This is a genomic window from Pseudomonas arvensis (assembly GCF_056688935.1).
Genome location: NZ_CP162038.1, coordinates 3,667,466 through 3,693,371 on the forward strand (window position 1 = coordinate 3,667,466; position 25,906 = coordinate 3,693,371).

25 protein-coding genes are annotated in these 25,906 nt (G+C 62.0%); 14 read left to right on the plus strand and 11 right to left on the minus strand.

Annotated features, from left to right (window positions below):
* Positions 1–92 precede the first annotated feature (92 nt).
* Both xthA and AB3G88_RS16370 read left to right on the plus strand, forming a co-directional pair.
* Complete coding sequence (xthA, locus tag AB3G88_RS16365; RefSeq protein ID WP_158878919.1) at positions 93–905, plus strand: exodeoxyribonuclease III; 813 nt, start codon at positions 93–95, stop codon at positions 903–905.
* A 199-nt stretch (positions 906–1,104) separates the two neighbouring features.
* A complete protein-coding gene (locus AB3G88_RS16370; RefSeq protein WP_400528216.1) occupies positions 1,105–2,439 on the plus strand; it encodes a substrate-binding domain-containing protein in 1,335 nt (444 codons plus the stop codon).
* 133 nt (positions 2,440–2,572) lie between these two features.
* On the opposite strand, the gene AB3G88_RS16375 is transcribed toward AB3G88_RS16370, so the two are convergent.
* On the minus strand, positions 2,573–3,802 hold the full coding sequence (locus tag AB3G88_RS16375; protein WP_191946368.1) for an acyl-CoA dehydrogenase: 1,230 nt from the start codon (positions 3,800–3,802) through the stop codon (positions 2,573–2,575).
* Positions 3,803–3,953: 151 nt separating this feature from the next.
* On the opposite strand from AB3G88_RS16375, the gene AB3G88_RS16380 reads away from it, so the two are divergent.
* The 7 genes from AB3G88_RS16380 (at position 3,954) to AB3G88_RS16410 (ending at position 12,506) form a co-directional block, all read left to right on the plus strand.
* Positions 3,954–4,889 (plus strand): LysR family transcriptional regulator, encoded by a 936-nt coding sequence (locus AB3G88_RS16380; RefSeq protein WP_480450716.1) that lies wholly within the window; start codon positions 3,954–3,956, stop codon positions 4,887–4,889.
* A 75-nt stretch (positions 4,890–4,964) separates the two neighbouring features.
* A complete protein-coding gene (locus AB3G88_RS16385) occupies positions 4,965–5,357 on the plus strand; it encodes a MerR family transcriptional regulator (protein WP_099586683.1) in 393 nt (130 codons plus the stop codon).
* Positions 5,358–5,373: 16 nt separating this feature from the next.
* Positions 5,374–6,273, plus strand: coding sequence for a hydroxymethylglutaryl-CoA lyase (locus tag AB3G88_RS16390; protein WP_480450718.1), 900 nt, complete (start codon positions 5,374–5,376; stop codon positions 6,271–6,273).
* 705 nt (positions 6,274–6,978) lie between these two features.
* Positions 6,979–8,142 carry an isovaleryl-CoA dehydrogenase gene (locus AB3G88_RS16395; protein ID WP_099586681.1) on the plus strand — a complete coding sequence of 388 codons (1,164 nt, stop codon included), beginning with the start codon at positions 6,979–6,981 and terminating at the stop codon, positions 8,140–8,142.
* 12 nt (positions 8,143–8,154) lie between these two features.
* A complete protein-coding gene (locus tag AB3G88_RS16400; protein WP_158876769.1) occupies positions 8,155–9,762 on the plus strand; it encodes a carboxyl transferase domain-containing protein in 1,608 nt (535 codons plus the stop codon).
* A 15-nt stretch (positions 9,763–9,777) separates the two neighbouring features.
* The gene (locus AB3G88_RS16405) at positions 9,778–10,584 is read left to right on the plus strand and encodes a gamma-carboxygeranoyl-CoA hydratase (RefSeq protein ID WP_480450721.1); all 807 of its coding nucleotides are present in this window, start codon (positions 9,778–9,780) and stop codon (positions 10,582–10,584) included.
* Positions 10,581–12,506 (plus strand): acetyl/propionyl/methylcrotonyl-CoA carboxylase subunit alpha, encoded by a 1,926-nt coding sequence (locus AB3G88_RS16410; RefSeq protein WP_480450723.1) that lies wholly within the window; start codon positions 10,581–10,583, stop codon positions 12,504–12,506. The genes AB3G88_RS16405 and AB3G88_RS16410 overlap by 4 nt, the downstream gene beginning before the upstream one ends.
* Here AB3G88_RS16410 and AB3G88_RS16415 read toward each other — a convergent pair.
* Positions 12,503–13,138, minus strand: a complete 636-nt coding sequence (locus tag AB3G88_RS16415; RefSeq protein ID WP_099586677.1) for a LexA family protein — start codon at positions 13,136–13,138, stop codon at positions 12,503–12,505. The genes AB3G88_RS16410 and AB3G88_RS16415 overlap by 4 nt on opposite strands.
* Before the next feature lie 131 nt (positions 13,139–13,269).
* Here AB3G88_RS16415 and AB3G88_RS16420 point away from each other — a divergent pair, with 131 nt between their 5' ends.
* Complete coding sequence (locus AB3G88_RS16420) at positions 13,270–13,620, plus strand: DUF6124 family protein (RefSeq protein WP_480450725.1); 351 nt, start codon at positions 13,270–13,272, stop codon at positions 13,618–13,620.
* Between the two features lie 466 nt (positions 13,621–14,086).
* The gene (locus AB3G88_RS16425) at positions 14,087–15,238 is read left to right on the plus strand and encodes a M14 family metallopeptidase (RefSeq protein WP_480450727.1); all 1,152 of its coding nucleotides are present in this window, start codon (positions 14,087–14,089) and stop codon (positions 15,236–15,238) included.
* A 19-nt stretch (positions 15,239–15,257) separates the two neighbouring features.
* Here the strand turns inward: AB3G88_RS16425 and AB3G88_RS16430 are convergent, their stop codons facing one another.
* Together AB3G88_RS16430 and AB3G88_RS16435 are read right to left on the minus strand one after the other, a co-directional pair.
* On the minus strand, positions 15,258–15,797 hold the full coding sequence (locus AB3G88_RS16430) for a cytochrome b (RefSeq protein WP_099586673.1): 540 nt from the start codon (positions 15,795–15,797) through the stop codon (positions 15,258–15,260).
* Complete coding sequence (locus AB3G88_RS16435; RefSeq protein ID WP_112195996.1) at positions 15,794–16,876, minus strand: catalase family peroxidase; 1,083 nt, start codon at positions 16,874–16,876, stop codon at positions 15,794–15,796. The genes AB3G88_RS16430 and AB3G88_RS16435 overlap by 4 nt, the downstream gene beginning before the upstream one ends.
* 170 nt (positions 16,877–17,046) lie before the next feature.
* Between AB3G88_RS16435 and AB3G88_RS16440 the strand changes: the two genes are divergently transcribed.
* Positions 17,047–17,553 (plus strand): sigma-70 family RNA polymerase sigma factor, encoded by a 507-nt coding sequence (locus tag AB3G88_RS16440; RefSeq protein WP_122306567.1) that lies wholly within the window; start codon positions 17,047–17,049, stop codon positions 17,551–17,553.
* Positions 17,550–18,287, plus strand: coding sequence for an anti-sigma factor family protein (locus AB3G88_RS16445; RefSeq protein ID WP_480450730.1), 738 nt, complete (start codon positions 17,550–17,552; stop codon positions 18,285–18,287). The genes AB3G88_RS16440 and AB3G88_RS16445 overlap by 4 nt, the downstream gene beginning before the upstream one ends.
* On the opposite strand, the gene AB3G88_RS16450 is transcribed toward AB3G88_RS16445, so the two are convergent.
* From AB3G88_RS16450 to AB3G88_RS16480, 7 genes are all read right to left on the minus strand, one after another.
* Entirely contained in the window at positions 18,284–19,204 is a 921-nt protein-coding gene (locus AB3G88_RS16450; protein ID WP_158876827.1) for a Csu type fimbrial protein, read from the minus strand. The two genes, AB3G88_RS16445 and AB3G88_RS16450, sit on opposite strands and share 4 nt — an antisense overlap.
* A gap of 47 nt (positions 19,205–19,251) precedes the next feature.
* Positions 19,252–21,597 (minus strand): fimbria/pilus outer membrane usher protein, encoded by a 2,346-nt coding sequence (locus AB3G88_RS16455; RefSeq protein WP_480454448.1) that lies wholly within the window; start codon positions 21,595–21,597, stop codon positions 19,252–19,254.
* A gap of 71 nt (positions 21,598–21,668) precedes the next feature.
* Complete coding sequence (locus tag AB3G88_RS16460) at positions 21,669–22,457, minus strand: fimbrial biogenesis chaperone (RefSeq protein ID WP_158876781.1); 789 nt, start codon at positions 22,455–22,457, stop codon at positions 21,669–21,671.
* Between the two features lie 26 nt (positions 22,458–22,483).
* Positions 22,484–22,975 (minus strand): Csu type fimbrial protein, encoded by a 492-nt coding sequence (locus AB3G88_RS16465; RefSeq protein WP_099586664.1) that lies wholly within the window; start codon positions 22,973–22,975, stop codon positions 22,484–22,486.
* Entirely contained in the window at positions 22,975–23,517 is a 543-nt protein-coding gene (locus AB3G88_RS16470; protein ID WP_099586663.1) for a Csu type fimbrial protein, read from the minus strand. Before AB3G88_RS16470 ends, AB3G88_RS16465 begins: the two co-directional genes overlap by 1 nt.
* Positions 23,518–23,535: 18 nt before the next feature.
* Positions 23,536–24,078 (minus strand): Csu type fimbrial protein, encoded by a 543-nt coding sequence (locus tag AB3G88_RS16475; RefSeq protein WP_099586662.1) that lies wholly within the window; start codon positions 24,076–24,078, stop codon positions 23,536–23,538.
* Positions 24,072–24,599: a Csu type fimbrial protein gene (locus tag AB3G88_RS16480; RefSeq protein ID WP_480450734.1), complete on the minus strand. Its 528-nt coding sequence runs from the start codon at positions 24,597–24,599 to the stop codon at positions 24,072–24,074. Before AB3G88_RS16480 ends, AB3G88_RS16475 begins: the two co-directional genes overlap by 7 nt.
* Positions 24,600–24,786: 187 nt before the next feature.
* Here AB3G88_RS16480 and zapE point away from each other — a divergent pair, with 187 nt between their 5' ends.
* Positions 24,787–25,881 (plus strand): cell division protein ZapE, encoded by a 1,095-nt coding sequence (gene zapE, locus AB3G88_RS16485; RefSeq protein WP_480450736.1) that lies wholly within the window; start codon positions 24,787–24,789, stop codon positions 25,879–25,881.
* Positions 25,882–25,906: the final 25 nt, after the last annotated feature.

Below are 25,906 nucleotides of genomic sequence, written 5' to 3' on the forward strand. Positions count from 1 at the left end.
GACATTAGCAGTGCATCTGCCCTACCGCCACGCTGGCCCCCGTCCGACTTGTCGGCTAGCATCGCCCTTTTGCCAAGACTGGACTGCCGACCATGAAAATCGTCTCCTTCAATATCAACGGGCTGCGCGCCCGCCCCCATCAGCTGGCGGCGCTGATTGAAAAACACCAACCCGATGTGATCGGCCTGCAGGAAACCAAAGTCCACGACGACCAGTTTCCCCTGGCCGACGTACAGGCTCTTGGCTATCACGTGTATTACCACGGGCAGAAAGGTCACTACGGTGTGGCCCTGCTCTCGCGTCAGCCGGCGTTGAGCCTTCACAAAGGTTTTGCCAGCGACGAGGAAGACGCCCAGCGCCGTTTTATCTGGGGTACCTTCGCCGATGAAAATGGCAACCCGGTGACCATCATGAACGGCTATTTCCCACAGGGCGAAAGCCGCGACCACCCGACCAAGTTCCCCGCCAAGCAACGCTTCTACGAAGACCTGCAACAGCTGCTGGAAAGCCAGTTCAGCAACGACCAGGCGCTGGTGGTGATGGGCGACGTGAATATTTCCCCACAAGATTGCGACATCGGCATCGGCGCCGACAACGCCAAACGCTGGCTGAAAACCGGCAAGTGCAGCTTCCTGCCCGAAGAACGCGAGTGGATGGCCCGCCTGAAAAACTGGGGCCTGGTGGACAGCTTCCGTCACCTCAACCCGGACGTGACCGACCGCTTCAGCTGGTTCGACTACCGCAGCCGTGGCTTTGAAGATGAGCCCAAGCGCGGCCTGCGCATTGACGTGATCATGGCCTCCAACGGCTTGCTGCCACGGGTCAAGGATGCGGGCGTGGACTACGATCTGCGCGGGCTGGAAAAGCCGTCGGACCATGCGCCGATCTGGTTGGAACTGAGCTGATCCTAAGGCGAATAAAAATCCAAATGTGGGAGGGGGCTTGCTCCCGATAGCGGTGTATCAGTGACAGATAAGCTGTCTGGCACACCGCCATCGGGGGCAAGCCCCCTCCCACATTTTGCTCCGCGGCGCGTCAGTCATATTTATGCAACCTGCCTGTCTTAATCTCGCGGCACTCCCTTTGGCTTGAGAAGGTGCCGGCATGACGCTGCGCGTTCTGTTCCTGTTGTGTTGCGTGCTTTCCCTCCCTGCTGTGGCTGCTCCCCTCCCCGTGCCCGACCAAGGGCCTGCCTTGCGCATCCAGGGTTCCAACACCATTGGTGCGGCGCTGGCACCGGCGCTGGCCAAGGGTTTGATGGAATATCAAGGGTTGCAGGGCGTGCACATCGAACCCGGCGAAGGCGCCAACGAACAACGTGTGATCGGCAAGACGCGCCAGGGCAAGACCGTGACCATCGACGTCGCGGCCCACGGCTCCAGCACCGGTTTTGCCGCATTGAAGAAAACCAGCGCCGACCTGGCCGCTTCCTCCCGCCCCATCAAGGACAGCGAACTGGTGGACCTTGAGCCTCTCGGCGACCTGAAAAGCGCCGAAGCCGAACAGGTGATCGCCATCGACGGCCTCGCCATCATCCTCAACCCGCAAAACCCGCTGAACACGTTGAACACCACACAACTGGCGCAGATTTTCAACGGTGAAATCAGCACCTGGGAGGCGCTGGGTGGCATCGGCGGCGCGATTCACATCTACGCCCGCGATGACCAGTCCGGCACCTACGACACGTTCAAGGAATTGGTCCTGCGCCTGCGCGGCAAGCCCCTCGCCTCTTCGGCCCAGCGTTTCGAGTCCAGCGAGCAGTTGTCCGACGCGGTGAGCCAGGATCCCCAAGGCATTGGCTTTATTGGCCTGCCCTACGTGCGTCAGTCCAAGGCGGTGGCAATTGTGGATGGCGACTCGCAACCGATGTTGCCGCTCAACAGCCTGATCGCCACTGAGGACTACCCGCTGTCGCGCCGCTTGTTCTTTTACCTGCCGCCCTCGGGCCATCACCCGTGGGCCAAGGCGTTGGTGGACTTCGCCCAGAGCAGCAAAGGCCAGGCGATTGTGGCCGCCAGCGGGTTTATCGCGCAGCAGGTACAGGCCATGGCCGTGGAACCGCGCCCGACCATGCCCGATGACTATCAAGCCATCGCCCGGGATGCCCAGCGTTTGACGGTCAATTTTCGTTTCGAAGAAGGCAGCGCCAGCCTGGATAACAAGGCGCGCCAGGATGTGCAGCGGGTGGTGGCGTATCTCAAGGGCCACGACAAGCTGGACAAGCAGGTGACACTGGTGGGGTTTGGCGACGCCAAGAATGACCCGCAGCGGGCGGCGCTACTGTCGAAACTGCGGGCGATGGCGGTGCGACGAGAGTTGGTCAGGAACGGCGTGGTGTTGCGCGATATCCGTGGGTTTGGCGCGCAGATGCCGGTGGCGGCGAATACGGCCGATGAGGGGCGGATCAAGAATCGGCGGGTGGAGGTGTGGGTGTACTGAGGGCTGCTGAATCTTCAGGGCCTGATCCGGCCTCATCGGGGGCAAGCCCCCTCCCACATTTGACCGCATTTCTATTGGAGATACGCGGTCACCTGTGGGAGGGGGCTTGCCCCCGATTGCAGGCGACGCGGTATTACTGTCCGCTGCGCATCATTTCCCGAGGCACATACTTGCCGATCTCAAACTTGCCGATCGCCGCGCGGTGTACTTCATCCGGGCCGTCGGCCAGGCGCAGGGTGCGTTGCATGGCATACATGTACGCCAGTGGGAAGTCATTGGACACCCCAGCACCACCATGGATCTGGATCGCGCGGTCGATCACCTTCAACGCCACGTTTGGCGCCACTACCTTGATTTGGGCGATCTCGCTTTTCGCCACTTTGTTGCCCGCAGTGTCCATCATGTACGCCGCTTTCAGGGTCAGCAGGCGCGCCATGTCGATCTCCATGCGTGAGTCGGCGATCTTGTCGATATTGCCGCCCAAACGGGCCAGCGGCTTGCCGAACGCGGTACGACTGACCGCGCGTTTGCACATCAATTCCAGCGCACGCTCGGCCATGCCGATGGAGCGCATGCAGTGGTGGATGCGACCTGGGCCAAGGCGACCCTGGGCGATTTCAAAGCCACGCCCTTCACCCAGCAATACGTTTTCATACGGCACACGTACGTTGTCGAACAGCACTTCGGCATGGCCGTGTGGCGCGTCGTCGTAGCCGAACACCGGCAGCGGACGCACGATTTTCACGCCGGGGGTGTCCACCGGTACCAGGATCATCGAGTGCTGCTGGTGACGCGGCGCGTCGGGGTTGCTCAGGCCCATGAAGATCAGGATCTTGCAGCGCGGGTCGCAGGCGCCGGAGGTCCACCACTTCTTGCCGTTGATCACCCACTCGTCGCCCTGGCGTTCGGCGCGGGCGGCCATGTTGGTGGCGTCCGAGGAGGCGACATCCGGTTCGGTCATGGCGAAGGCCGAGCGGATCTCGCCGCGCAGCAGCGGTTCAAGCCAGCGTTGCTTCTGCTCTTCGTTGGCGTAGCGCACCAGCACTTCCATATTGCCGGTGTCCGGCGCCGAGCAATTGAACGGCTCCGGGCCCAGCAGCGAGCGGCCCATGATTTCGGCGAGCGGCGCGTATTCGAGGTTGGTCAGGCCGGCGCCCAGTTCGGATTCGGGCAGGAACAGGTTCCACAAGCCTTCGGCCTTAGCCTTGGCTTTCAGCTCTTCCATGATGGCGGTGGGCTGCCAGCGGTCACCTTCGCTGACTTGGCGTTCGAACACCGGCTCAGCCGGGTAAACGTAAGCGTCCATAAACGCGGTGACGCGTTCACGCAGTTCCTGAACCTTGGGCGAATAGGCGAAATCCATGAGCAGCTCCCTTCTTTGAGAGGTTGTTTAGGTCATGCAATCGATGCTAGAACAGCGTTGATAATTTACCTAGCCTATTCTCGGCGTGTATTAACATTCATCACCGATATATGATCGGCGTATGAACACCTAACAATAAGAGCGCAACGAAATGAATCTGAGCAAGGTCGACCTCAACCTCTTTATTGTCTTCGACGCGATCTACACCGAAGCCAACCTGACCCGCGCCGGGCAGATCGTGGGCATTACCCAGCCGGCCGTGTCCAACGCCCTGGCCCGACTGCGCGAGACCTTCAACGACCCGCTGTTTGTGCGCACCGCCCAGGGCATGGTACCCACGCCGATGGCCCAGAACATCATTGGCCCGGTGCGTAATGCGCTGTCGTTGCTGCGGGTGTCGGTGCAGGAAAGCCGGATTTTCAACCCGCAGCAGGCCGCCAAGACTTACCGCATCAGCATGACCGACCTCACCGAGGCGGTGATTCTGCCGCTGCTGTTCCAGCGCCTGCGGCGCCTTGCGCCCACCGTCGTCATCGAGAGTTTCTTGTCCAAACGCCGCGAGACCACCAAGGAACTGGCCGCCGGGCGCCTGGACTTTGCCGTGGACGCGCCGCTCAACACCGACCCGCAAGTGCGCCACGTGAAGCTGATGGAAGATCGCTACGTGTGCGCCATGCGCAAGGGCCATCCGATGGCGGGCAAGGACAAGCTGAGCCTCGATGATTACCTGGGGCTGACCCATATCCACATCTCCAGCCGACGCAACGGCCTGGGCCATGTCAACCTGGCCTTGGGCAAGATGGGCCTGCAACGCAAGATCGCGCTGCGCTCCCAGCATTACCTGATGGCCTCCCAAGTGCTGCAACAGACCGACATGGTGATGACCGTGCCCGAGCGCTTCGCCAGGCGCCATGAGTTGCACTGGGTCAACCTGCCAGTCAATGACGTACCGCCGGTGGAAACCCACCTGTATTGGCACGAAAGCACCGATCAGGATCCCGCCAACCGCTGGATGCGTGAGCAGATGATCGAGTTGTGCCAACAGGTGACGGCTCATGAGAAGAAGTTGGATGGCAAGCAAGCTTGAAGGTGGGTGGCGATTTGCTTGACGCTTACGTCAACCTGACAGTAGCTTAGCGCCAAGACTTTATTGAGCGCCGCCATGAGCACCACCTACAGCATCTCCGACCTCGCCCGCGAGCTGGACATCACCACCCGCGCCATTCGGTTCTACGAAGAACAAGGCCTGCTGGCCCCGGAACGCCGGGGCCAGGAGCGCATTTACTCGGCGCGGGACAAGGTCAGCCTCAAGCTGATCCTGCGTGGCAAACGCATCGGTTTTTCCCTGGCCGAATGCCGCGAACTGATCGAACTCTACGACCCCACCAGCGGCAATCACATCCAGCTCAACAGCATGCTGTCCAAAATCGCCGAGCGCCGTGAGCAGCTTGAGCAACAGTTGCTGGATATCGAACAGATGAAACTCGAACTGGACACCGCCGAAGAGCGCTGCACACAGGCCCTGGCAGACACCATGAGCCAGGTTGGCCATTGATCAGGAGTTAACTGTCATGTCTCTCCCTTCACACGTGCGCCTGGTCGAAGTCGGCCCGCGCGACGGTTTGCAGAACGAAGCCCAGCCCATCAGCGTGGCCGACAAGGTGCAGTTGGTCGACGCGCTCGGCGCCGCTGGCTTGAGTTATATCGAGGTCGGCAGTTTTGTTTCGCCCAAGTGGGTGCCGCAGATGGCCGGCTCTGCCGAGGTCTTCGCCCAGATCCAGCGCAAACCCGGTGTGACGTACGGCGCGCTGACCCCCAACCTGCGCGGCTTTGAAGACGCGCTGGCGGCTGGCGTGAAGGAAGTCGCGGTGTTTGCGGCGGCGTCCGAGGCGTTTTCCCAGCGCAACATCAACTGCTCCATCAGTGAAAGCCTGGAGCGGTTTGCCCCAATCATGACGGCGGCCAAGCTGCATGGCGTGAGTGTGCGTGGTTATGTGTCCTGCGTGCTGGGCTGCCCGTACGAAGGCACGGTCGCCCCGGAACAGGTGGCGGCGGTGGCGCGGGAGTTGTACGAGATGGGCTGCTATGAAGTGTCCTTGGGCGACACCATCGGCACCGGCACTGCAGGCGCCACGCGACGGTTGTTCGAGGTGGTGGGTGCCAAGGTGCCAAGGGACAGGTTGGCGGGCCACTTCCACGACACCTACGGCCAGGCAGTTGCGAACCTCTACGCCAGCCTGCTGGAAGGGATCAGCGTGTTCGACAGCTCTATCGCGGGCCTCGGCGGGTGCCCTTACGCCAAGGGCGCCAGCGGTAACGTCGCCACCGAGGATGTGGTGTACCTGCTCGACGGGCTGGGGATCACCACCGGTATCGACCTGGAGGCCTTGATTCGTGCGGGGCTGCAAATCAGCAAAGTAGTAGGTCGCCCAACCGGTTCACGGGTGGCCAAGGCGCGGTTAGCCGGTTGAGTAGCGTAGCCGTGACAATGTGTTACCGCACGCCTACACATCGAGTAACACGGGAACATATTTTGTAGTGTTCACCGCCAGACATTTCCCATGAAAAAATCAAAGCATTGATTTTAAAGGGATTTTTAAAGTTGGCACGGCTCCTGCTATCTCTATGGCATAACAAGAATAAAAAGCGCCAAACCTAATAAAAATAAGACGAAACGACTCTGACATAACAAAAACAACACGGCAGAGACGCAGCTAACAGATTTTTTTGGAGAAGATGTGCTTTGCAGGGTACGGCGTGCCGAAACCCGCAACCGGTTAGAGAAAAATAAAACTACCTCAGGTAGCTACCCACTGGTTGGATCGCGTGCGAAGAAGCAGATCAGCGCTCAAAAAAATACGTTTGCTCTTGACCCTGAATGGGGGTCGCAAAAAAACAGCGGTAAAGGGTAACGGTTGCCAAAAACAACAATAGACCGCCCCTCAATAATAAAAAAAGAGCACGTAACGACAAATTAAAGGGAACCTTCGGGTTCCCTTTGTGCTTTCTGCAGTTTCTTATCTGGCTGACTCACCCCTGTTGTTTTTTTTAGGTTGACGTATACGTAAACGACGATTGACAGCACCTCAACGCGAGCTTACGTTAACGTAAAGGTGAGCGCCCTTCCCTGGCGCGCCATCTACACAACAACAAAGCTCACATTAAGGTGCCTGTCCATGAGTTACCCGTCCCTGAACTTCGCCCTCGGTGAAACCATCGACATGCTGCGCGACCAGGTGCAGTCCTTCGTGGCCAAGGAGATCGCGCCCCGCGCGGCTCAGATCGACAGTGACAACCTGTTCCCCGCCGACCTGTGGCGCAAGTTCGGTGACATGGGCCTGCTGGGCATCACCGTCGCGGAAGAATACGGCGGTGCTGGCCTGGGTTACCTGGCCCACGTGGTGACCATGGAAGAGATCAGCCGTGGCTCGGCATCGGTGGCGTTGTCCTACGGCGCCCACTCCAACCTGTGTGTGAACCAGATCAACCGCAACGGCAATCACGCACAGAAACTCAAGTACCTGCCGCAACTGATCAGCGGCGAACATGTCGGCGCCCTGGCCATGAGCGAACCGAACGCCGGCTCCGATGTAGTCTCGATGAAACTGCGTGCCGACAAACACGGTGACCACTACGTGCTCAACGGCAGCAAGACCTGGATCACCAACGGTCCCGACGCCAGCACCTACGTGATCTATGCCAAGACCGACCTGGAAAAAGGTCCCCACGGCATCACCGCGTTTATCGTCGAGCGGGACTGGAAAGGCTTCAGCCGCAGCAGCAAGTTCGACAAGCTGGGCATGCGCGGCTCTAACACCTGCGAGCTGTTTTTCGATGACGTCGAAGTGCCCGAAGAAAATATCCTCGGCGTGCTCAACGGCGGCGTAAAAGTACTGATGAGCGGCCTCGACTACGAGCGTGTGGTGCTGTCCGGCGGCCCTACCGGGATCATGCAGGCCTGCATGGACCTGATCGTGCCCTACATCCACGACCGCAAACAGTTCGGCCAGAGCATCGGCGAATTCCAGCTGATCCAGGGCAAGGTCGCCGACATGTACACCCAACTCAACGCCAGCCGCGCCTACCTCTACGCGGTGGCCCAGGCCTGCGAGCGTGGCGAGACCACGCGCAAGGATGCCGCCGGGGTGATCCTCTACAGCGCCGAACGCGCCACGCAAATGGCCCTGGACGCGATCCAGATTCTCGGCGGCAATGGCTACATCAATGAATTCCCTGCCGGGCGTCTGCTGCGTGACGCCAAGCTGTACGAAATCGGCGCCGGCACCAGTGAGATTCGACGGATGCTGATCGGTCGCGAACTCTTCAACGAAACCCGCTGAAGGAGCGCGCCCATGGCCACCCTGCATACCCTACTCAACCCCCGCTCGGCGGAATTTGCCGCCAACAGCGCGGCGATGCGCCAACAGGTCGACGCCCTGCACACCCTGCTCGCCCATGTGCAACAAGGTGGCGGCGCCAAGGCACAGGAGCGGCACACCTCACGCGGCAAACTGCTGCCCCGCGAGCGCATCAATCGCCTGCTCGATCCAGGTTCGCCGTTCCTTGAACTCAGCCAATTGGCCGCTCATCAGGTGTATGGCGAAGACGTGCCGGCGGCCGGGGTGATTGCCGGGATCGGCCGCGTGGAAGGTGTCGAATGCATGATCGTCGCCAACGATGCCACGGTGAAAGGCGGTTCCTATTATCCGCTGACGGTAAAAAAACACCTGCGCGCCCAGACCATCGCCGAGCAGAATCGCCTGCCGTGCATCTACCTGGTGGACTCGGGCGGCGCCAACCTGCCGCGTCAGGACGAAGTGTTTCCCGACCGCGAGCACTTCGGGCGGATCTTCTTCAACCAGGCCAACATGAGTGCCCAAGGCATCCCGCAGATCGCCGTGGTGATGGGCTCGTGCACCGCCGGTGGCGCCTACGTACCGGCCATGGCCGATGAGGCGATCATGGTGCGTCAGCAGGCCACCATCTTCCTCGCCGGCCCGCCGCTGGTGAAGGCGGCCACGGGTGAAGTGGTCAGCGCCGAAGACCTGGGCGGTGCCGATGTGCACTGCAAAATCTCCGGCGTGGCCGACCACTACGCCGACAGCGACGAACACGCCCTGGCCCTGGCCCGCCGCAGTGTGGCCAACCTCAATTGGCGCAAGCAGGGCCAGTTGGTGCAGCGCGCACCGGTAGCCCCGTTGTACAGCGCCGATGAGCTGTACGGCGTGATCCCGGCCGATGCCAAGCAGCCGTTCGATGTGCGCGAAGTGATTGCGCGGCTGGTGGACGGTTCGGTGTTCGATGAATTCAAGGCGCTGTTCGGCACCACGCTGGTCTGCGGTTTTGCGCACTTGCACGGCTACCCGATTGCCATTCTGGCGAACAACGGGATTTTGTTCGCCGAAGCCGCGCAAAAAGGCGCGCACTTTATCGAACTGGCTTGCCAGCGCGGGATTCCACTGCTGTTTTTGCAGAACATCACCGGGTTTATGGTTGGCCAGAAATACGAAGCCGGCGGTATCGCCAAGCACGGCGCCAAGCTGGTCACTGCCGTGGCCTGTGCCAAGGTGCCGAAGTTCACCGTGATCATCGGTGGCAGCTTCGGCGCCGGTAACTACGGCATGTGCGGCCGCGCTTATGACCCGCGCTTTTTGTGGATGTGGCCGAATGCGCGCATCGGCGTGATGGGCGCCGAACAGGCTGCGGGCGTGCTGGTGCAGGTCAAGCGCGAGCAGGCCGAGCGTGCGGGCAATGCGTTCAGCGCTGAGGAAGAGGCCGCGATCAAGCAGCCGATCCTCGATCAATACGAAACCCAGGGCCATCCCTACTACTCCAGCGCCCGCCTGTGGGACGACGGGGTCATCGACCCGCAGCAGACCCGCGAGGTACTGGCCCTTGCGCTGTCCGCCTCCTTGAACGCCCCTATCGAGCCGAGCCGCTTCGGCGTGTTCCGCATGTAATTGGAGCTGTACCCCATGAGCGATTTCAATACCCTCGAACTGATCACCGACAGCCGTGGTTTTGCCACGCTGTGGCTCAGTCGTGAAGCCAAGAACAATGCGTTCAACGCCGAAATGATCCGCGAACTGATCATTGCCCTCGACCACGTGCAAAGCGACCCAGCCCTGCGCTTTCTGGTGCTGCGCGGACGCGGCAAGCACTTCAGCGCCGGTGCGGATCTGGCCTGGATGCAGCAGTCGGCCGAGCTGGATTACCACACCAACCTGGACGACGCCCGCGAACTCGCCGAGCTGATGTACAACCTGGCCAAGCTGAAAATCCCGACCCTGGCGGTGGTGCAAGGCGCGGCCTACGGGGGGGCGCTGGGCTTGATCAGTTGCTGCGACATGGCGATAGGCGCCGACGATGCGCAGTTCTGCCTGTCGGAAGTGCGCATTGGCCTGGCACCGGCGGTGATCAGCCCGTTTGTAGTGCAGGCCATTGGCGAACGTGCGGCGCGGCGCTATGCCCTGACGGCCGAGCGCTTTGCTGGCCAACGTGCGCGGGAGATCGGCCTGCTGGCGGAAAGCTACCCTGCCGGTGAACTGGATACCCAGGTGGAGCAGTGGATCGCCAACCTGTTGCAAAACAGCCCGGCGGCGATGCGCGCCAGCAAAGACCTGCTGCGTGAAGTGGGCAACGGCGCCCTCACCCCGGCGCTGCGCCGCTACTGCGAAAATGCCATCGCACGGATTCGCGTCAGCGCCGAGGGCCAGGAAGGGTTGAGGGCGTTCCTGCAAAAAAGATCACCGAACTGGCAATCCCAGGAGCCGCGCCCATGAGCACTCTGACGACGCTGCTGGTGGCCAACCGGGGCGAAATCGCCTGCCGGGTGATGCGCACCGCCAAAGCCATGGGCCTGACCACGGTGGCCGTGCACAGCGCCATCGACCGCGATGCACGGCACAGTCGCGAGGCGGATATCCGCGTCGACCTGGGCGGCAGCAAGGCCACGGAAAGTTACCTGCAAACCGACAAGATCATCGCCGCCGCCCTCGCCAGCGGCGCCCAGGCGATTCATCCGGGTTATGGCTTTTTGTCGGAAAACGCCGGTTTCGCCCGAGCGATCGAAGCCGCCGGCCTGATCTTCCTCGGCCCGCCCGCCTCGGCCATCGACGCCATGGGTAGCAAATCCGCCGCCAAGGCACTGATGGAAACCGCGGGTGTGCCATTGGTGCCGGGTTATCACGGCGAAGCCCAGGACCTGGAGACCTTCCGCGCCGCCTGTGAACGTATTGGCTACCCGGTTCTGCTCAAAGCCACGGCGGGCGGTGGTGGCAAGGGCATGAAGGTGGTTGAGCACGTTGACCAACTCGCCGAAGCCCTGGCGTCGGCCCAGCGTGAAGCGCTGTCGTCGTTTGGCAACGGCCAGATGCTGGTGGAGAAATACCTGCTCAAGCCGCGCCATGTGGAGATCCAGGTATTTGCCGATCAGCAAGGGCATTGCCTGTACCTCAATGAGCGAGATTGCTCGATCCAGCGTCGGCACCAAAAAGTCGTCGAGGAAGCGCCAGCGCCGGGGCTGAGCGCTGAACAGCGCAGGGCCATGGGCGAAGCTGCCGTGCGTGCGGCACAGGCCATTGGCTACGCGGGCGCCGGTACCGTGGAGTTTTTGCTGGATGCGCGCGGCGAGTTCTTCTTTATGGAGATGAACACGCGGCTGCAGGTGGAACACCCGGTAACCGAGGCCATTACCGGCCTGGACCTGGTGGCCTGGCAGATTCGTGTGGCTCAGGGCGAGGCGCTGCCGATCACTCAGGAACAGGTGCCGCTGATCGGCCATGCAATTGAAGTGCGCTTGTATGCCGAAGACCCGGCCAATGATTTTCTGCCTGCCACCGGGCACCTGGCGCTCTACCGCGAATCTGCGTCAGGCCCGGGACGCCGGGTGGACAGCGGCGTCGAGCAAGGGGACCGTGTGTCGCCATTCTATGACCCGATGCTCGGCAAGCTGATTGCCTGGGGCGAGGACCGTGAGCAGGCACGTCTGCGCTTGCTGAGCATGCTTGATGAATTTGCCGTGGGTGGGCTGAAGACTAACCTGGCTTTCCTGCGGCGCATCATTGGCCATCCGGCATTTGCCGCAGCCGAGCTGGATACCGGGTTTATTCCGCGTTATCAGGATCAATTGCTGCCGGTGCCTGGTGAGTTGAGCGACGAATTCTGGCAGGCGGCGGGTGCGGCCTTCATTCAGAGCTTGCCGACGGGTGAAGGGCCTTGGGCTGACAGCCGTGGATTTCGTGCAGGCCTGTCCGCCGAAATTTCGCTGCATTTGCGCTGCAACGAGCAGGATCGCCGGGTGATATTGGGTGAAGAGGCTCCGCAACTGCGTGGAGAACACCTGCTGATCGAACATCAAGGCGTGCGTCGCTCGCACCTGGCAGTACGCCGCGAGGGCAGCGTGTTCTTGCGTTGGGATGGCGAGATGCATGGCGTGAGCCTGTTCGACCCGATTGCCGCTGTCGAGGCGAACCCGTCTCACCAGGGCGGCCTCACGGCGCCGATGAACGGCAGCATCGTGCGGGTGCTGGTAGACGTTGGCCAGGCGGTTGAGGCCGGCACACAACTGGTGGTGCTCGAAGCGATGAAAATGGAACACAGCATCCGCGCCCCCCAGGCGGGAGTGGTCAAGGCGCTGTTCTGCCTGGAAGGCGAAATGGTTGCCGAAGGTTGCGTGCTGGTGGAGCTCGACGCCGCCGATTAGAACTTCGCCGTGGCCTGTACGACCACACCCAGGATGTGGCAATCGTCGGTGAACAGCCGTTTCGGATAGGTCGGGTTGAGCGGCACCAGATAGCGTTCGCCGCTTTCTTCCATCAACTGGCGAAAAGTTGCCTGTGGGCTGTCGGCCCATTGGGCAACCACCAGTTTGCCGGGTTCGGCAGCGATGGCTGGGTCCACCAGGATCAGCATGCCGGCGGCGATGCTCAGGCCACTGAGCGCTGTCATGGCGTCCCCCGTCACAGGGAGCCAGAAGGCGTTGCCGTGGGCGTGGTAGTCGGTCAATTCGAAGCGCACGGCGCCATAAGCGGGGCGCTCTTCGCGAACTTCGCACAGGCCCCTCCACTCGCCGACCGGGTAACGAAAATACGGGTTGTACTGTTTAGCCGGGATCAGTGCGTCGTCGGTTTTTTCACGCACCTCCTGCACCACTTCCAAGTCGCCCAGCCCCAGTTCTTCCAGGACCCGGTTCATATCCGCCAGGCTCGGCACCCGGCGCTTGCTGAGCCAATGGCCCACACCGCCCTGGGACATGCCCAAGCGTTCAGCCAGCTCACTCTGTGTGACCTTGCGGTCTTTCATGTTGGCCTTGACCAACGCGATCCAATTATCCATGGCGCCAGACAATACGGCAGGTATTTTCCAGGGCAATAAACAGTTTGTAGTAATCCATAAAACGACATGAATACGATAAGTACTATCATCAGGCATAAGGTTTTCGCCCCCCACACAGAGTATCGCCCCTTATGACGACGAGCCCGTATCTACTGCCCGAAACACCTGAAAATGATGACGTGTACAACCTGCGCAGCAGCGGTGCAGCCCAGCGTGCGCTGGACTTTTACTTGAAAGAAAATATGTCGGCACCAGCCCCGCAAGAGCGTTTTTTCGACATCAAGCCAGGCATCAGCCACGAAGAAGCCCTGGTGCACGCCTCAGACCTGTTGCGCAGCGCTGCTGCCACCGCCTATGAAGCGGCGAGCAACCACCAGGGCAATCAGCGCGAACTGGCGTTTTCAGTGGTGTATTTGATTGATATGGCGAAGGCGATGGTGGAGCGATCGTTGCAAAGGCCAGAAGCCCGGGCGAACGGATAACAGGCGCGTAAGAAAAATATTTCTATCCCATGGATAAAAACATTTGACTTGCAAATGATAATGATTATTATTGGACCCAGCTGATCGCGAGATCAGTCGATAGACCAAGGGACCTTAGGTCGGACTCTTGGAATATCTCCTCATCAGGCTAATCACGGTTTTTGACCCGGCTCTTTGGCCGGGTCTTTTTTTTGCCAGTTTCCCTGGCATGGCTTCAGGCTAATGAAGACTGTGTGTTGCTTGATGGCGCGCATGGTAGCAAAAGACCATCGCCGAAAGAAAGTCAGTCGGGCGCTCTGGTTCACATCTCTGCGAAATAGCGCTTGAGAATCAATCTCATAGATTCTAACCTGCGGCTGCGTCATGGACGACGCCCCCCTCCTCCCTGCAACAATTTTGCATCCAGGGTTTACCAGACTCCTGTGTAATATAGCTGCCACAACACTCATATTCAGGCAGCCAGACTATGACCGTGGCCTTGACCTCCATCAAGATCAGCACCGACTTCGACAGTGGCAATATCCAGGTGCTCGACGCCAGCGATGCCTATCAGTTACTGCTGGCAATCAAACCCGACACGCAGAGCCATCATTTCCAATGGTTCCACTTCAAGGCCGAAGGCATGCACGTGGGGCATACCCACACTTTTCGCCTGAGCAACGCGGGCCGCTCTTCGTATAAGCATGCATGGAGCGGTTACAACGCTGTAGCGTCCTATGACCACACCAACTGGTTCCGAGTCCCCACGCGCTTTGACGGCGAGATCCTGCACATCAGCCTCGAAACCCGCGAGAAACACGCCTGGATTGCCTACTTCGAACCCTACAGCCGCGCACGCCATGATTGGCTGATCGATCAGGCGCTGAAATACGCAGGCACTCAACTGCTGGCCACCGGTAAAAGCGTCGAAGGCCGCGATATTCAGCTGCTGCGGCGCGGCAAAGGTGGCAAAGACCGTAGCAACGTCTGGATCATCGCCCAGCAGCACCCCGGCGAACACATGGCCGAATGGTTCATGGAAGGCATCATCGAGCGCCTGCAACAGGACGGCGATGCCGAGATGAAAAAACTCCTGGCCGCTGCCGACCTGTACCTGGTGCCGAACATGAACCCCGACGGCGCCTTCCACGGGCACTTGCGCACCAACGCCATGGGCCAGGACCTCAACCGTGCCTGGCAAAGCGCCAGCCAAGACAGAAGCCCGGAAGTGCTGTTTGTGCAGCAACAGATGGAACACTACGGTGTCGACCTGTTCCTCGATATCCACGGCGACGAAGAAATCCCCTACGTGTTCACCGCCGCCTGCGAAGGCAACCCCGGCTATACGCCGCGCATCGAAGCGCTGGAAAATCGCTTCCGCGAGCACTTGAGTGCACTGACCCGCGACTTCCAGACCGTCCACGGCTACACCCGAGACTTGCCGGGCGAAGCCAATATGACCCTGGCCTGTAATGCCGTCGGCGAGAAGTACGACTGCCTGTCCCTGACCCTGGAAATGCCCTTCAAGGACAACGACGACAGCCCCAACCCGAAAACCGGTTGGTCGGGTGAGCGCTCCAGGCAACTGGGCAAGGATGTGCTGAGTACGGTGGCCGATATGGTCACGGCCCTGCGCTGACCATCCTGCCCCGCCGGTATCAGTCCTTGGTGCCGGTCATGCTCTGCAACACGCCGTCCCGTCGAATCAGCCCGTGGAACAACGCCGCCGCCAGGTGCACCAGCACCGTCAAAAACAGCAGGTAGGCCAGGAACCCATGAGCCTTGCGCAGCAGCGCAAACAGCGGCGCATTGGCCCCGACCAGCGCCGGCAGTTGCACCGAACTGCTGAGCATCACCGGGTCGCCCGCCGCCGAGATCATCGCCCAGCCGAGCAGCGGCAACACCAGCATCAATGCGTACAACACCAGATGCGATGCCTTGGCCGCCAGCACTTGCCACAGCGGCAAGTCAGACGGCAATGGCGGCTGACGGGTGGAAAAGCGCACCGCCAGACGCACGATCACCAACGCCAGGATCGCAATCCCCAGCGGCTTGTGCAGGTGGATCAACCACTCATGCCGCTCTGACACCGACGCCGCCAGGCCTGCGCCGATAAACAACATGGCGATGACCAGCAGCGCCATCAACCAGTGCAGCAGGCGTGCCAAGGGCGCAAAAAACCGAGGCTGGGCATTCATGGTTTCGACTCCTGAGGGGCACTGTGCAACGGGCTGACTTCACCGGCACGGCGCAGGTATGAACTGGCATACGCCGCCGAACGGGCGGCCAGCAGTGGGTCATTGGAGGCTTCGATGCCACTGGGCAGAATCAACGGGTCGAAGTTGATGTCGCGGCAGTCACCGTCGGCCTGTGGTTGGCTGCTTTGCAGCACCAGGGTGCCGGCGTTCAACACCTTGTGCTCGCCGGTCCAGGTCTTGCTCGCGTCGTCGAGCGGGTCGCCGGGGTTGGCCAGGGTCATGTTCAACTGCCAACGCAACGGCCCTGACGCCAGGCGCTGCACCAGGTCTTTCTCAAGAAAGTCAGCAGCGGCCGGCGCTGCATCCCCCGCTGCGTCCTGGCTCTGCGGCACCACGCCCCAGCGCACGGCCTGGCGCGTGCCATCGGCGCTCACCAGGTAAAACGCGTTGATGCCGTTGTAGGTTTCGGTGGCATAGCTGGCCGATGGTTTCGCGGTCTTGACCCACGCCAAAAACGCCGCCGTTTCGGGATGAGAGGCAAAAAATGCCGGCATGTTCGCCGGGTTCGGCTTGCCGGTGGCCGGGTCAGGCGCGCCGGCCTTGAGCATCTGGTAGAACGCCTCGGGCGTGCCCACCGGGAACACCGGCATGCTGTTCATGCCGGTGCGCCATTGCTGGCCATTGGCCTGGCTGAATTGCACAGCGAAGCTGCGGATCGGCACACTGCTGTCCGGCGCATAAGGATTGCCACTCGGCAAGGCAAACCGCCCGACCAGCGGCGTCTTGGCCTCGCTGAACACTTGGGCACTGGAGTACGCACGCGCCTCGGGAGTGCTCTCGAAATAACCGGCCACGCATACGCCCTTGGCATGGTTACGGCGAAAACCAGGGTGTACGCCGTTATTGGTCTCCAAGGCATTGACCAAGGTTTTCGGCCGCAGCCGCTGTGGGTCGAGCGTGCCGTTGACGTAGGCAAAGGCCCCGGCAACGACCGCGACCACGGCACCAATGCCGGCGAGGCGCGCAATCAGGCTCGCCGTACTCAGCGCGGGACGAGGCGGTGATGAGTGATCTACCATGAACAGACTCCAGGGCCAGAGGCCTTAGGGGGTTGAAACATAAGGTCGGAGCATTGAGACGAATGCCAACCGGCTCTATTCCCAGGCCGTGGATTTATTTTTCGCCGCCTGGAATAACCCTTACCGCCGGACGTCTCTCTAGTCCCAGCGTAGTGACCAGCCAGATACCCATGCATGAACTCGACGAACCGTTACGTGAACTCATCCCCAGGCTGCGGCGCTTTGCCGTGTCCCTGACCCGTAACGCCAGCAGCGCCGACGACCTGGTGCAGGCCACCCTGGAGCGGGCAATCAACCGTTGGGCCGACAAGCGCATCGAGGGCGACCTGCGCGCGTGGCTGTTCTCGATCCTCTACCGGCAGTTCCTCGACGCCCACCGCCGCACCCGCCGCTATGCACGCATGCTGGAATTTTTTACCGGCCGCGACGATGCACAGCCATCGGTGGAGCGCACGGTGATCGCCCAGTCGACCCTGCAAGCCTTCGATCAGCTCAACACCGAACAGCGCGCCCTGCTGTTATGGGTGTCGGTAGAAGGCTTGAGCTACAAGGAAGTCGCCGACATCCTCGACGTGCCCATAGGCACCGTAATGTCGCGCTTGTCCCGGGCACGCCAAGCCTTGCGCCAACTCAGCGACGGCGAAATTGCCAGCCCTTCCCTGCGGATACTCAAATGATCAGCCTGCCCCCCAGCGAACGCGAACTGCATGCCTACGTCGATCACCAACTCCTGGAGAGCGATCGCCGTGTACTCGACACCTATCTGGCCGCTCACCCCGAGGTCGCGGCCCAGGTACAGGCCTGGCAGCACGACGCGCAATTGCTGCGCGCGTCACTCAGCGGCGCCTTGCAACAGCCGGCCAACCCGGCGCTGGACCCGGCGCTGATCCGCCAGCGCATCAAGCAGCAATCGCGCCGTCACTTCGCCACGGCGGCGGTGTTGCTGATTGCCGTGAGCCTCGGCGGCCTCGGCGGCTGGCACGCCCGCGAAGCCACGCAAACGTCGATGTTGCCGATGGCCGACGCGATGCAAGCGTTCCGTCTGTTTGCCCAGGAAGGCATCATGCCCGCCGACTACAACGGCCAGGACAGTGGCACCATGCAGGCCTGGCTCGACCGCTACTTCAACCAGGCCCATCGCCTGCCGGACTTGAGCCAGTCAGGTTTCAAGCCGGTCAGCGGCCGGTTGCTCACCACCGAGCAAGGCGCCGCCGCCATGGTGCTGTACGAAGACCCGCACGGTCGGCGCATCAGTTTCTACATTCGCCCACCGGGCCCGAACAACGGTTTCCTGCCCCGTGGCCAGCGCTCGGCGGATGGGTTGCAGGCGCAATACTGGTCTGGCGGCGGCTACAACTATGCGGTGGTCAGCCCCACGGATCAGCCGCCGCCGTCCATGCAGCCGTTCTAGAACCCCACGTCCAGCACCACGTTGTCGAGGTAGGTACCGGCGGGTGGCGTGGTCTGGTCGGTGTAGATTTTTGCGTTGTAGTTGAATACCTGGCTGCCGGTGCCCAAGCCATTACCGGGGTTGACCTCGGCCGTGGAGCTGGCCCGCCGCGCCGCGCCGACACTGCCCCAACGCGTGGTGCCCGCGCTTTTGAAAATGTCGTAGGCCAGGTAGTTGCTGCCCGAGATCATGCGGCGCCGCCCGCCCACACTCAGCGGGTTCTGGCCATCGCTCAGGCCCACGGTGTAGGCGCTGCCTTTGGTGCAGGCGATATTGATAGTCTGCCCCGTTACGGCCGTGAACCCACTGACCACCGGGGCGCTGCCAAAGCTGATATTGGGCGCGGTGATCTGGCAGTCGTTGGTGACGGTCATGCTGACTGTCAGGGTCGCGACGGCATTGCCGATATCACGCCCCAGGCAGATCCCGCCAACGCCGATGCCCGAGCAATAGTTCCAGTTCCAGGCAATGTTCAACGTCTCGGTATACAGGCCCGCCGCCACGTTGCTGCCGGTGATGCTGCTCAGGTACAGCGGCACGGTTTTCGCCCCGGGCCCCGCGATCAACCCCAACACCTGGGCAATCCCCCCGGCGCCACCAAAATCGAACTGCGTGCCCCGGGTAATCGGATAGCTGCTGCTGTTGTTGCCGTAGATTGTGTAGCCGATCACGTCACCGGTCGGCCCGACCATGCCGCTCTGGGTCGAGGTGATGGTGGCGTAGAAGTGGTCCGACGGCACCAGCAGCGAAATCAGCGCCGATGTGCAGCGCAACCCGGCGTTGGTGGTCGAACTGGTTTGCGCGGCCGTGCGCACCGTCATCGAACTGATCGAGCCGAAACTGGCCGGCGCGCTGGTGACCACCGAGCACGCCGCCATCGCCGGGCCTGACAGCAGCAGCCCGAGCAGCAGGCATGCCTTGCCCCTCACTGGCACACCAACGGCCCGATCAGCGGCACGCCTTGTTGTTGCTCATCCACATCGAAAGTCGCCTGGCAGGTACGTCCTGGCCCCAGCGTCACCTGCAAGGTGTTATGGGCCGACAGGTTTTCCAGGTACACCAAACCATCCCAGCCCACCACCGCCTGCTGGCCGCTTTGCTCATGCACCACCAGGCTGCCCAGGGGCAATTCCTGGTGCTGGCTGTCCACCAGCGTGACGCTCGCCGCCAGCACGCGGCGCAGCGGGAACTCCAGCAGATAACCCGCGCCACGGCGCACCGAGACCCGTTGTTCCACGTTGGGGCTCTGCACATTGAGCGGCAGGTTCAGTGGGTCGATTTCATACTTGCCCCGGTAATACGCACTGCTCCAGGGCACCAGCAAATGCCCGTTGCGGTCGGTCTCGCCCACCAGTTGGTTCTCGTAACGCACCGGAATCCCGGCAAAGCCCTGCGTACTCACCACCACAAACGCATCATTGATGCGGTTGGCGGCAAAGGTGTCGCCGCCCATCCACACCAACGAACCGCTGGCATCCGCCCACCGTGTCTCGGCATCGCTGCTGCCATACACGCCGGCCTGCAGTTGCACCGACTGCAAGCGCCAGGTCAAGTCAGCCTGTCGATAGCTGGGTGCGTCGCCCTGGGCATAGCCCAGGTTATAGCCGAACCCACCTTGGCTGGGCACGGCGCTGCTGTAGTTGACCCGCTGGCGGCCAGTGCCGTCCTTACCACGCTCGGTGCTCAGCGCAAGGCTGCCGTTGAGGTCGAACGGGATGACCAGTTGCGCCTGCATGGCCCAGTTGCTGTCGCCGATCTCGCGGTTGGCCGACAGGTAGAAGCTGGTGTTGCGCCACAACGGTTTGCTCCAGCTCAGGTTGAGCAGCCGCGTGCGCGAGTCGTCTGCGGCCTGCACGTCGAAATAGCCCAGGCCCAGGCTGCCGAAACGCTCAAGATTAAGGCTCAATGTCACCTGTTCACTGCGCTTGCTCAAACTCGCGTAGGGCGTGTCGACCAGCGTCAGGTCGGCGTAGTCGGCGCGCCGTTCGACCCGTTGATAGGACAGGCTGTAATGGCTGCTGTTGTACTGATAACCCAGGCTCAGTTGCTGGCCGTTGCGGCCTTCGAACTGGCTCTGGCTGAGGGCCGTGTTGAGCACGCCGAAGTGGCCCAGTCGCACGTTGCCACCCAGCCCGCCGAGGGTCAGATCACTGGACGCTTCGGCGTGGCTTTCCAGGGTCAGGTTGTCGGAATAGCCGTAACGCAACGTCGCGCTGGTCACTCCTGGCCCATAGGAGAAATCCCGCACGGTGTAGTCGCGGCGCAACGTCCCGGCCGCCACCGAAAAATCCGTCAAGCCTTGTTGCAGCAACGTGCTGGTGACGTAGAACGGCACCGTGGTCGACACCTGACGACCCAAGGCATCGGTGGTCACCACCACCGCTTCACCCGCACCGTTGATAAACGGGACGTTGGTCAGGGTGTAAGGGCCAGGTTGCAGCAGCGCGCTTTCGGATTTGTAGCCGTTGATGAACAAATCCACCGACGACGGCACCGCCGCCTCACCGGCAAATTGCGGCAAGGGATAAGTGACCAGGTCGGGGCGCACCGCAAAGTCGCGCGAAAACTGCACCCCGCCCAAACGCACCGAGCTGCTCCAGGGCAGCGAACCGCTGATTACATCGCCCGCTTCATAGGTGAGCATCCGTTCATCATCAGAGAAGCGCCAGGTGGTGTCGTAACGCCGGTAACCATTGTTGAGGGTACTGTCGTTGATACCGTCGGCCAGGGTCTGGCGGACCTGCCCGGTGTTGGACAACGTGCCCCGGTTGTCGAACAGCCGCACTTCGTTCCAGGCCGCGAGGTAGCTGCCGCCTTCATCGGTGTCGTTGAAATACAGATCGTAGTTGAGCAAGGCGCCAAAGCTGCTCATGGCCTGGGTGCGCGGATAGGTGTTGCGGTTGCCGATGAACTGCTCCTGCAGCCACGACGGCGGCACGTCGATCAGCAGGCGCTGGCCGTTGCTGTCGTAATCGCTGTGCAGGCCGGGGATTGCGTCCAGCGCCACGCTGCCGCTGAGTTCACCGGGCAGCTTCATGCCCACGTCCTGCAGCGCGCCCGCCGGCACATATAGCTGCCCGGCGCGCTGGTCGACGGCAATGACGCGGCCGGTGTCCATCTGGTTGACCACCAACTCCAGAAACAGCTGTGCATCGGCGACAGCCTCCATACTGCTCGGCGGCGGCGGCAGGTCGCCCGCCACTGCCGCGCCCCACAGCCCGCTGACCACCACCGACAGCCATAGATGACGAGCCCGACCACGACTCACCATGGCGTTGTGTCCTTCAATGGACATCTCCATCCGCTTAACACCCGGAGCTTCCCAGCCCCGCTACACCACCCTCAACGCTTCGGCGCAAGGGTCTCCAACTGCGCTGCACCGTTGACGCGAACCTGCAACGGCTGATCAGCCGACACCGCATCCGGAACCGGCCAGCGCATGGTCGCGCCGGGCAGCACATACCCCAATAAACCCTCCACCAGCGGCCGGGGCTGCCCGCTCTGTTTGAACGACGCATCGGTCAGCCGCGCATGCACGGCGCCCTGGTTTCGCACCTCGATGTAGTTGCGCCCCGCCACCGTGACCTTGTGCCAACTCAGGTCCGGCTTGCCCGCGCCTGCCGGATCGCGCTGACGCGTGGCGTCCTCTTTGCTCCACAGCCCCGCGCCGTAGGCGAACAACGGCACCGAGTAGCGCATCTGGAAGCGAATGGCGGCGGCCGTGTTCTTGCCTTCCGGCGGCGTGGGCACCTGCAACGGCGAGGGGATTTCATCAATGATGATGCGATAGGCCAGCTCCTGGCCCGGCGGTACTTCACGCGTGCGGGTCAGGCGCACCAGTTGCTTCTGCCCCGGCTCGATCCTGGCCACCGGCGGGCTGCCGATCACATCGCGCTGGTTCTGGTACTGCTCGTCGAAGCCGCTCTGGCTCCAGGCAAATACGCGAATCTGCAGGCTCGCGGTTTCCGTGCCGCGGTTCTCCAGCCACAGCGCGCTGGCCTGTTGATCCGCTTCCAGCACCGGGTCGATGGGCCAGATCAGCACCGAGCTGGCGGCCTGCGCCAACCCCGCCGTGCACAACGCCCCCAGGGCCATGCCCGCGGCCCACAGCCGCCGGGAAGGTGAACGCATAAAACCACTCCTTATACCGATAAGCCCTACCACGTCAGTTGCACCTGCAACGTGTCGCTGTACGTCCCCCCAGGCTGATTGCCCGGTAATACCACCCGCCCATAGATCGGCAGGCTGATGGTGTTTGCATCGCTGTACGTCACGCTGACGCTTTGACTGACCCCCAGGCTCTGGCTGAACGCCGCGTCCCGAAACAGCTGGTACGCCACCCGCGCACTGCCGCTGTTGAGCTGCAAGTTGCGCCCGCTGCTGTTATGCAGGCCGCCGTCGACGCTCATGCTCAACGCCACCCCCGGCGTGCATTGCAGGGTCACACCGCCGGTCAGCGCGGCAGTCACGGTGCTGGTGGCCAGAGCCGAGTAACTGCCGTAATTCAGTGCGCCGTAATTGGCGCTGCCGCCAACGATCAAACAGCCCGGCGTAATCGTCGCGCTCACCTGAAAGCTCTGGCTGGTCACCGCCGACAACGGCAGCGGCACCGCCAGCCCACAGGCCAGCAAGGCGCAAAGCCAGCGCATCAGAACGTCAGTTCAACAGCCACGGTGTCCGAGTACGTGCCCGCCGGCAGCCCGGCCTTGCCCACCGCCCGCCCATAGAGGTTCACGGTTTGCGCCACGCCGGTGCTGGTGGCGAGGGTGATCACGCCGTCAATCGCCAGCAGCGCCGAGTGGCCGCTGTCGGTGTAGAAGTCGTACGGCACGAAGTTGCCCGCACCGTCGGCCAGCGCACGGGTGCCCCCGTCAGACGCACCATCATTCGCACCGGCACGCACCTTCACCGCTGGCGTGGTGCCGCTGGAACACAGGATCGACAGCGCGCCCCCGGTGCCGGTGCCGCCGAGCAATTGGGCGTCGGCATTGGTGAAAAGGCTGTTGGTGGTACCGAAGTTCAGGCTACCGAAGTTGAGGCCGGTGGCCGCTCCGGAACCGTTGACCTGGCAACTGGCAATCAGTGTCAGGCTGGAGGTGATCTGGCCGGTCACCGTGGTGGCCGCATTCAGGCTGGAGGCCATCGCCAGACCCAGTGCGCAAACGCCGAGTCGAGATACACGTGCATGCATGATCGTCATCCTTTTGATTTACCAGTCCAATGTCACCGTCAAAGTGTCGGTATAGGTTCCTGCCGGGAGGGCCGTGGTATTGGCCACCACGGCGCCCCACACCGGGATGGTCATTTGCGTGCCGTTGGTGGCTACAAAACTGCGTTGCTGGCCGATGGTGTAAGGGATACGCCCCAGCGGGTCGGCCATCAGTTGATAAGGGATGGTCTGGCGGCCGTTGCTCAGGCGCCGGGTGGTGCCGACGGCATTGGTGCCGCCGTCGATGGTCACGGTGAAACTGGCGACCGTCGGGTTGCACGAGACGGTCAGCGGCGCATTACTGCCGTCCGAAACACCCGCCGCCAAGGGATTGCTCCACGTCGGCCCCTGGCTGCCGAAGTCCAGCATGGCCGTGCCGCCCGTCGGGCTGACCGGGGCGATTTCGTTACCCTTGCTCACTTCGCAACTGGCGGTGATCACCATGCGCGCCTGGATAAACCCGCTGGCCACCGCCGCGCGGGCATCTTCGGCCAGCAGCAACAAGCCACCCATGGCCACCAGGGTCCAGCCCCGGCTCACCATGTGACCGTGACCTTGAGCAGGTCGGTGTAACGACCGACCGCGGGGATGTCTTTTAGCGGTTCGATCCGGCCATACAGCGGCAGGTCGACGGAACCGGAGTCCGGCACACGGCCGCTCAGCGGCACATTCACCGGCAAGGGGATGCGCCGCGCGGCGTCGGCATAAATGCGATAAGGAATGGGTCTGCCGGATGGGATGCCCGTGCTCAGGTAACGCACTTCGCCGGTGCCGCCGTTCAGGCCGCCATCGACGCGCATCTGGTACGGGGTGTCGGGGTTGCATTCCAGGCGCGGCTGGCGCTGGCTGATCAGCGCCGCACTCAAAGGCCCGGCCGGGTCATCCAGACGCGGGCCGCTGCCGAAGTCCAATACGCCCAGTTGCTCGATGCCAGCGCTGCGGGTGATGCCCACCAACTGGCAGCCGCGCTGCACGTCGATGCGCACCATCACTTGCAGTTGCGCTGCGTAAACCGTGCTGCAGAGCATTGCGCCCATCACTGTCAATACTGCTCGTCCCTTCACTGCCCCAAATCCTTATACAGGGGTGACTGCTGTGTAGAAGGGTAGTCACTGAGGAAGAATCTGCCAGTCTGGACAGGATTTCCTGCATTCCATGCCTTTTCGAGATGGCTGGCCGCGCCCTTGTGCATTGGTCAAATCGCGGCGAGCGCCCTAAAGTAAGCGACTTCGACACACAGAGTGACTTCCATTGGCCGTGCTTGCCTTGATCCGTCGTTTGCTCGGTAAACCCACCGATGGCCACGACGACTCGCCCATCCAGACGTTCTTTGACACCAAAGCCCGGCAACAGGGCTACACCCTCAGCGCCGGCCAGGCCCAGGCAATCGCCGCCATGGCCCGCGCAACCCGGCACCTGCTCGCCGGCCAACCCACCCGCAGCCTGTACCTGCACGGTCCGGTAGGTCGCGGCAAAAGCTGGCTGCTGGACGGTTTCTTCCAGGCGCTGCCCATAACCGAGAAGCAGCGCGTGCACTTTCATGAATTCTTCGCCCGGTTGCACCGAGGCATGTTCACCCACCAGCAAGCCGACGATGCGCTGGGCGTGACCCTGGATGAACTGCTCGATGGCTGTCGCGTGCTGTGTTTCGACGAGTTCCATGTGCACGATATCGGCGATGCGATGCTCATCACGCGGCTGTTCAAGGCGCTGTTCCAAAGGGGCGTGCTGGTGCTGGTCACCTCCAACTATGCGCCAGGAGAGCTGTTGCCCAACCCGCTGTACCACGAACGGTTCAAGCCGGTGATCGACTTGATCGCCACGCGCATGGAAGTGCTGGAAGTCAGCTCGCCCCAGGATTTTCGCAGCCTGCCCCAGGCCCATGCCGTGCAGCGTTTTACCACCGGTCGGTACGTGTGGCCGGGCACATCGGCCCAGCGGATTGCGCTCGGCCTGCCTGCCACCGATGGCCCGGCGCAGCACCTTACAGTGGGCAACCGACAACTCATCTGCCGCCAGCATCACGCCCGCACCATCACCTTCACCTTCAGCGACCTCTGTGAACAACTGACCGCCGTGATGGACTACCTGCTGCTGTGCGAGGATTTCGATCACTGGATCATCGACGGCCTGCCGCACCTGGCCGAGTGCCCGATCGCCGTGCAGCAACGGTTTATCAACCTGGTGGACGTGCTCTATGACAAGGACAAGCACCTGATCCTGATCGGCGAACACACGCTGGAGCAGGCGATGAGCGGCCAGGCCATCGACCTGGCGCGCACCGCCAGCCGCCTGAACCAACTGCAACAAGCCAGCCCGCAACCCATCCACGACCCGGTATCATGAGCGCCATTCACGCCCCTTTACCGAG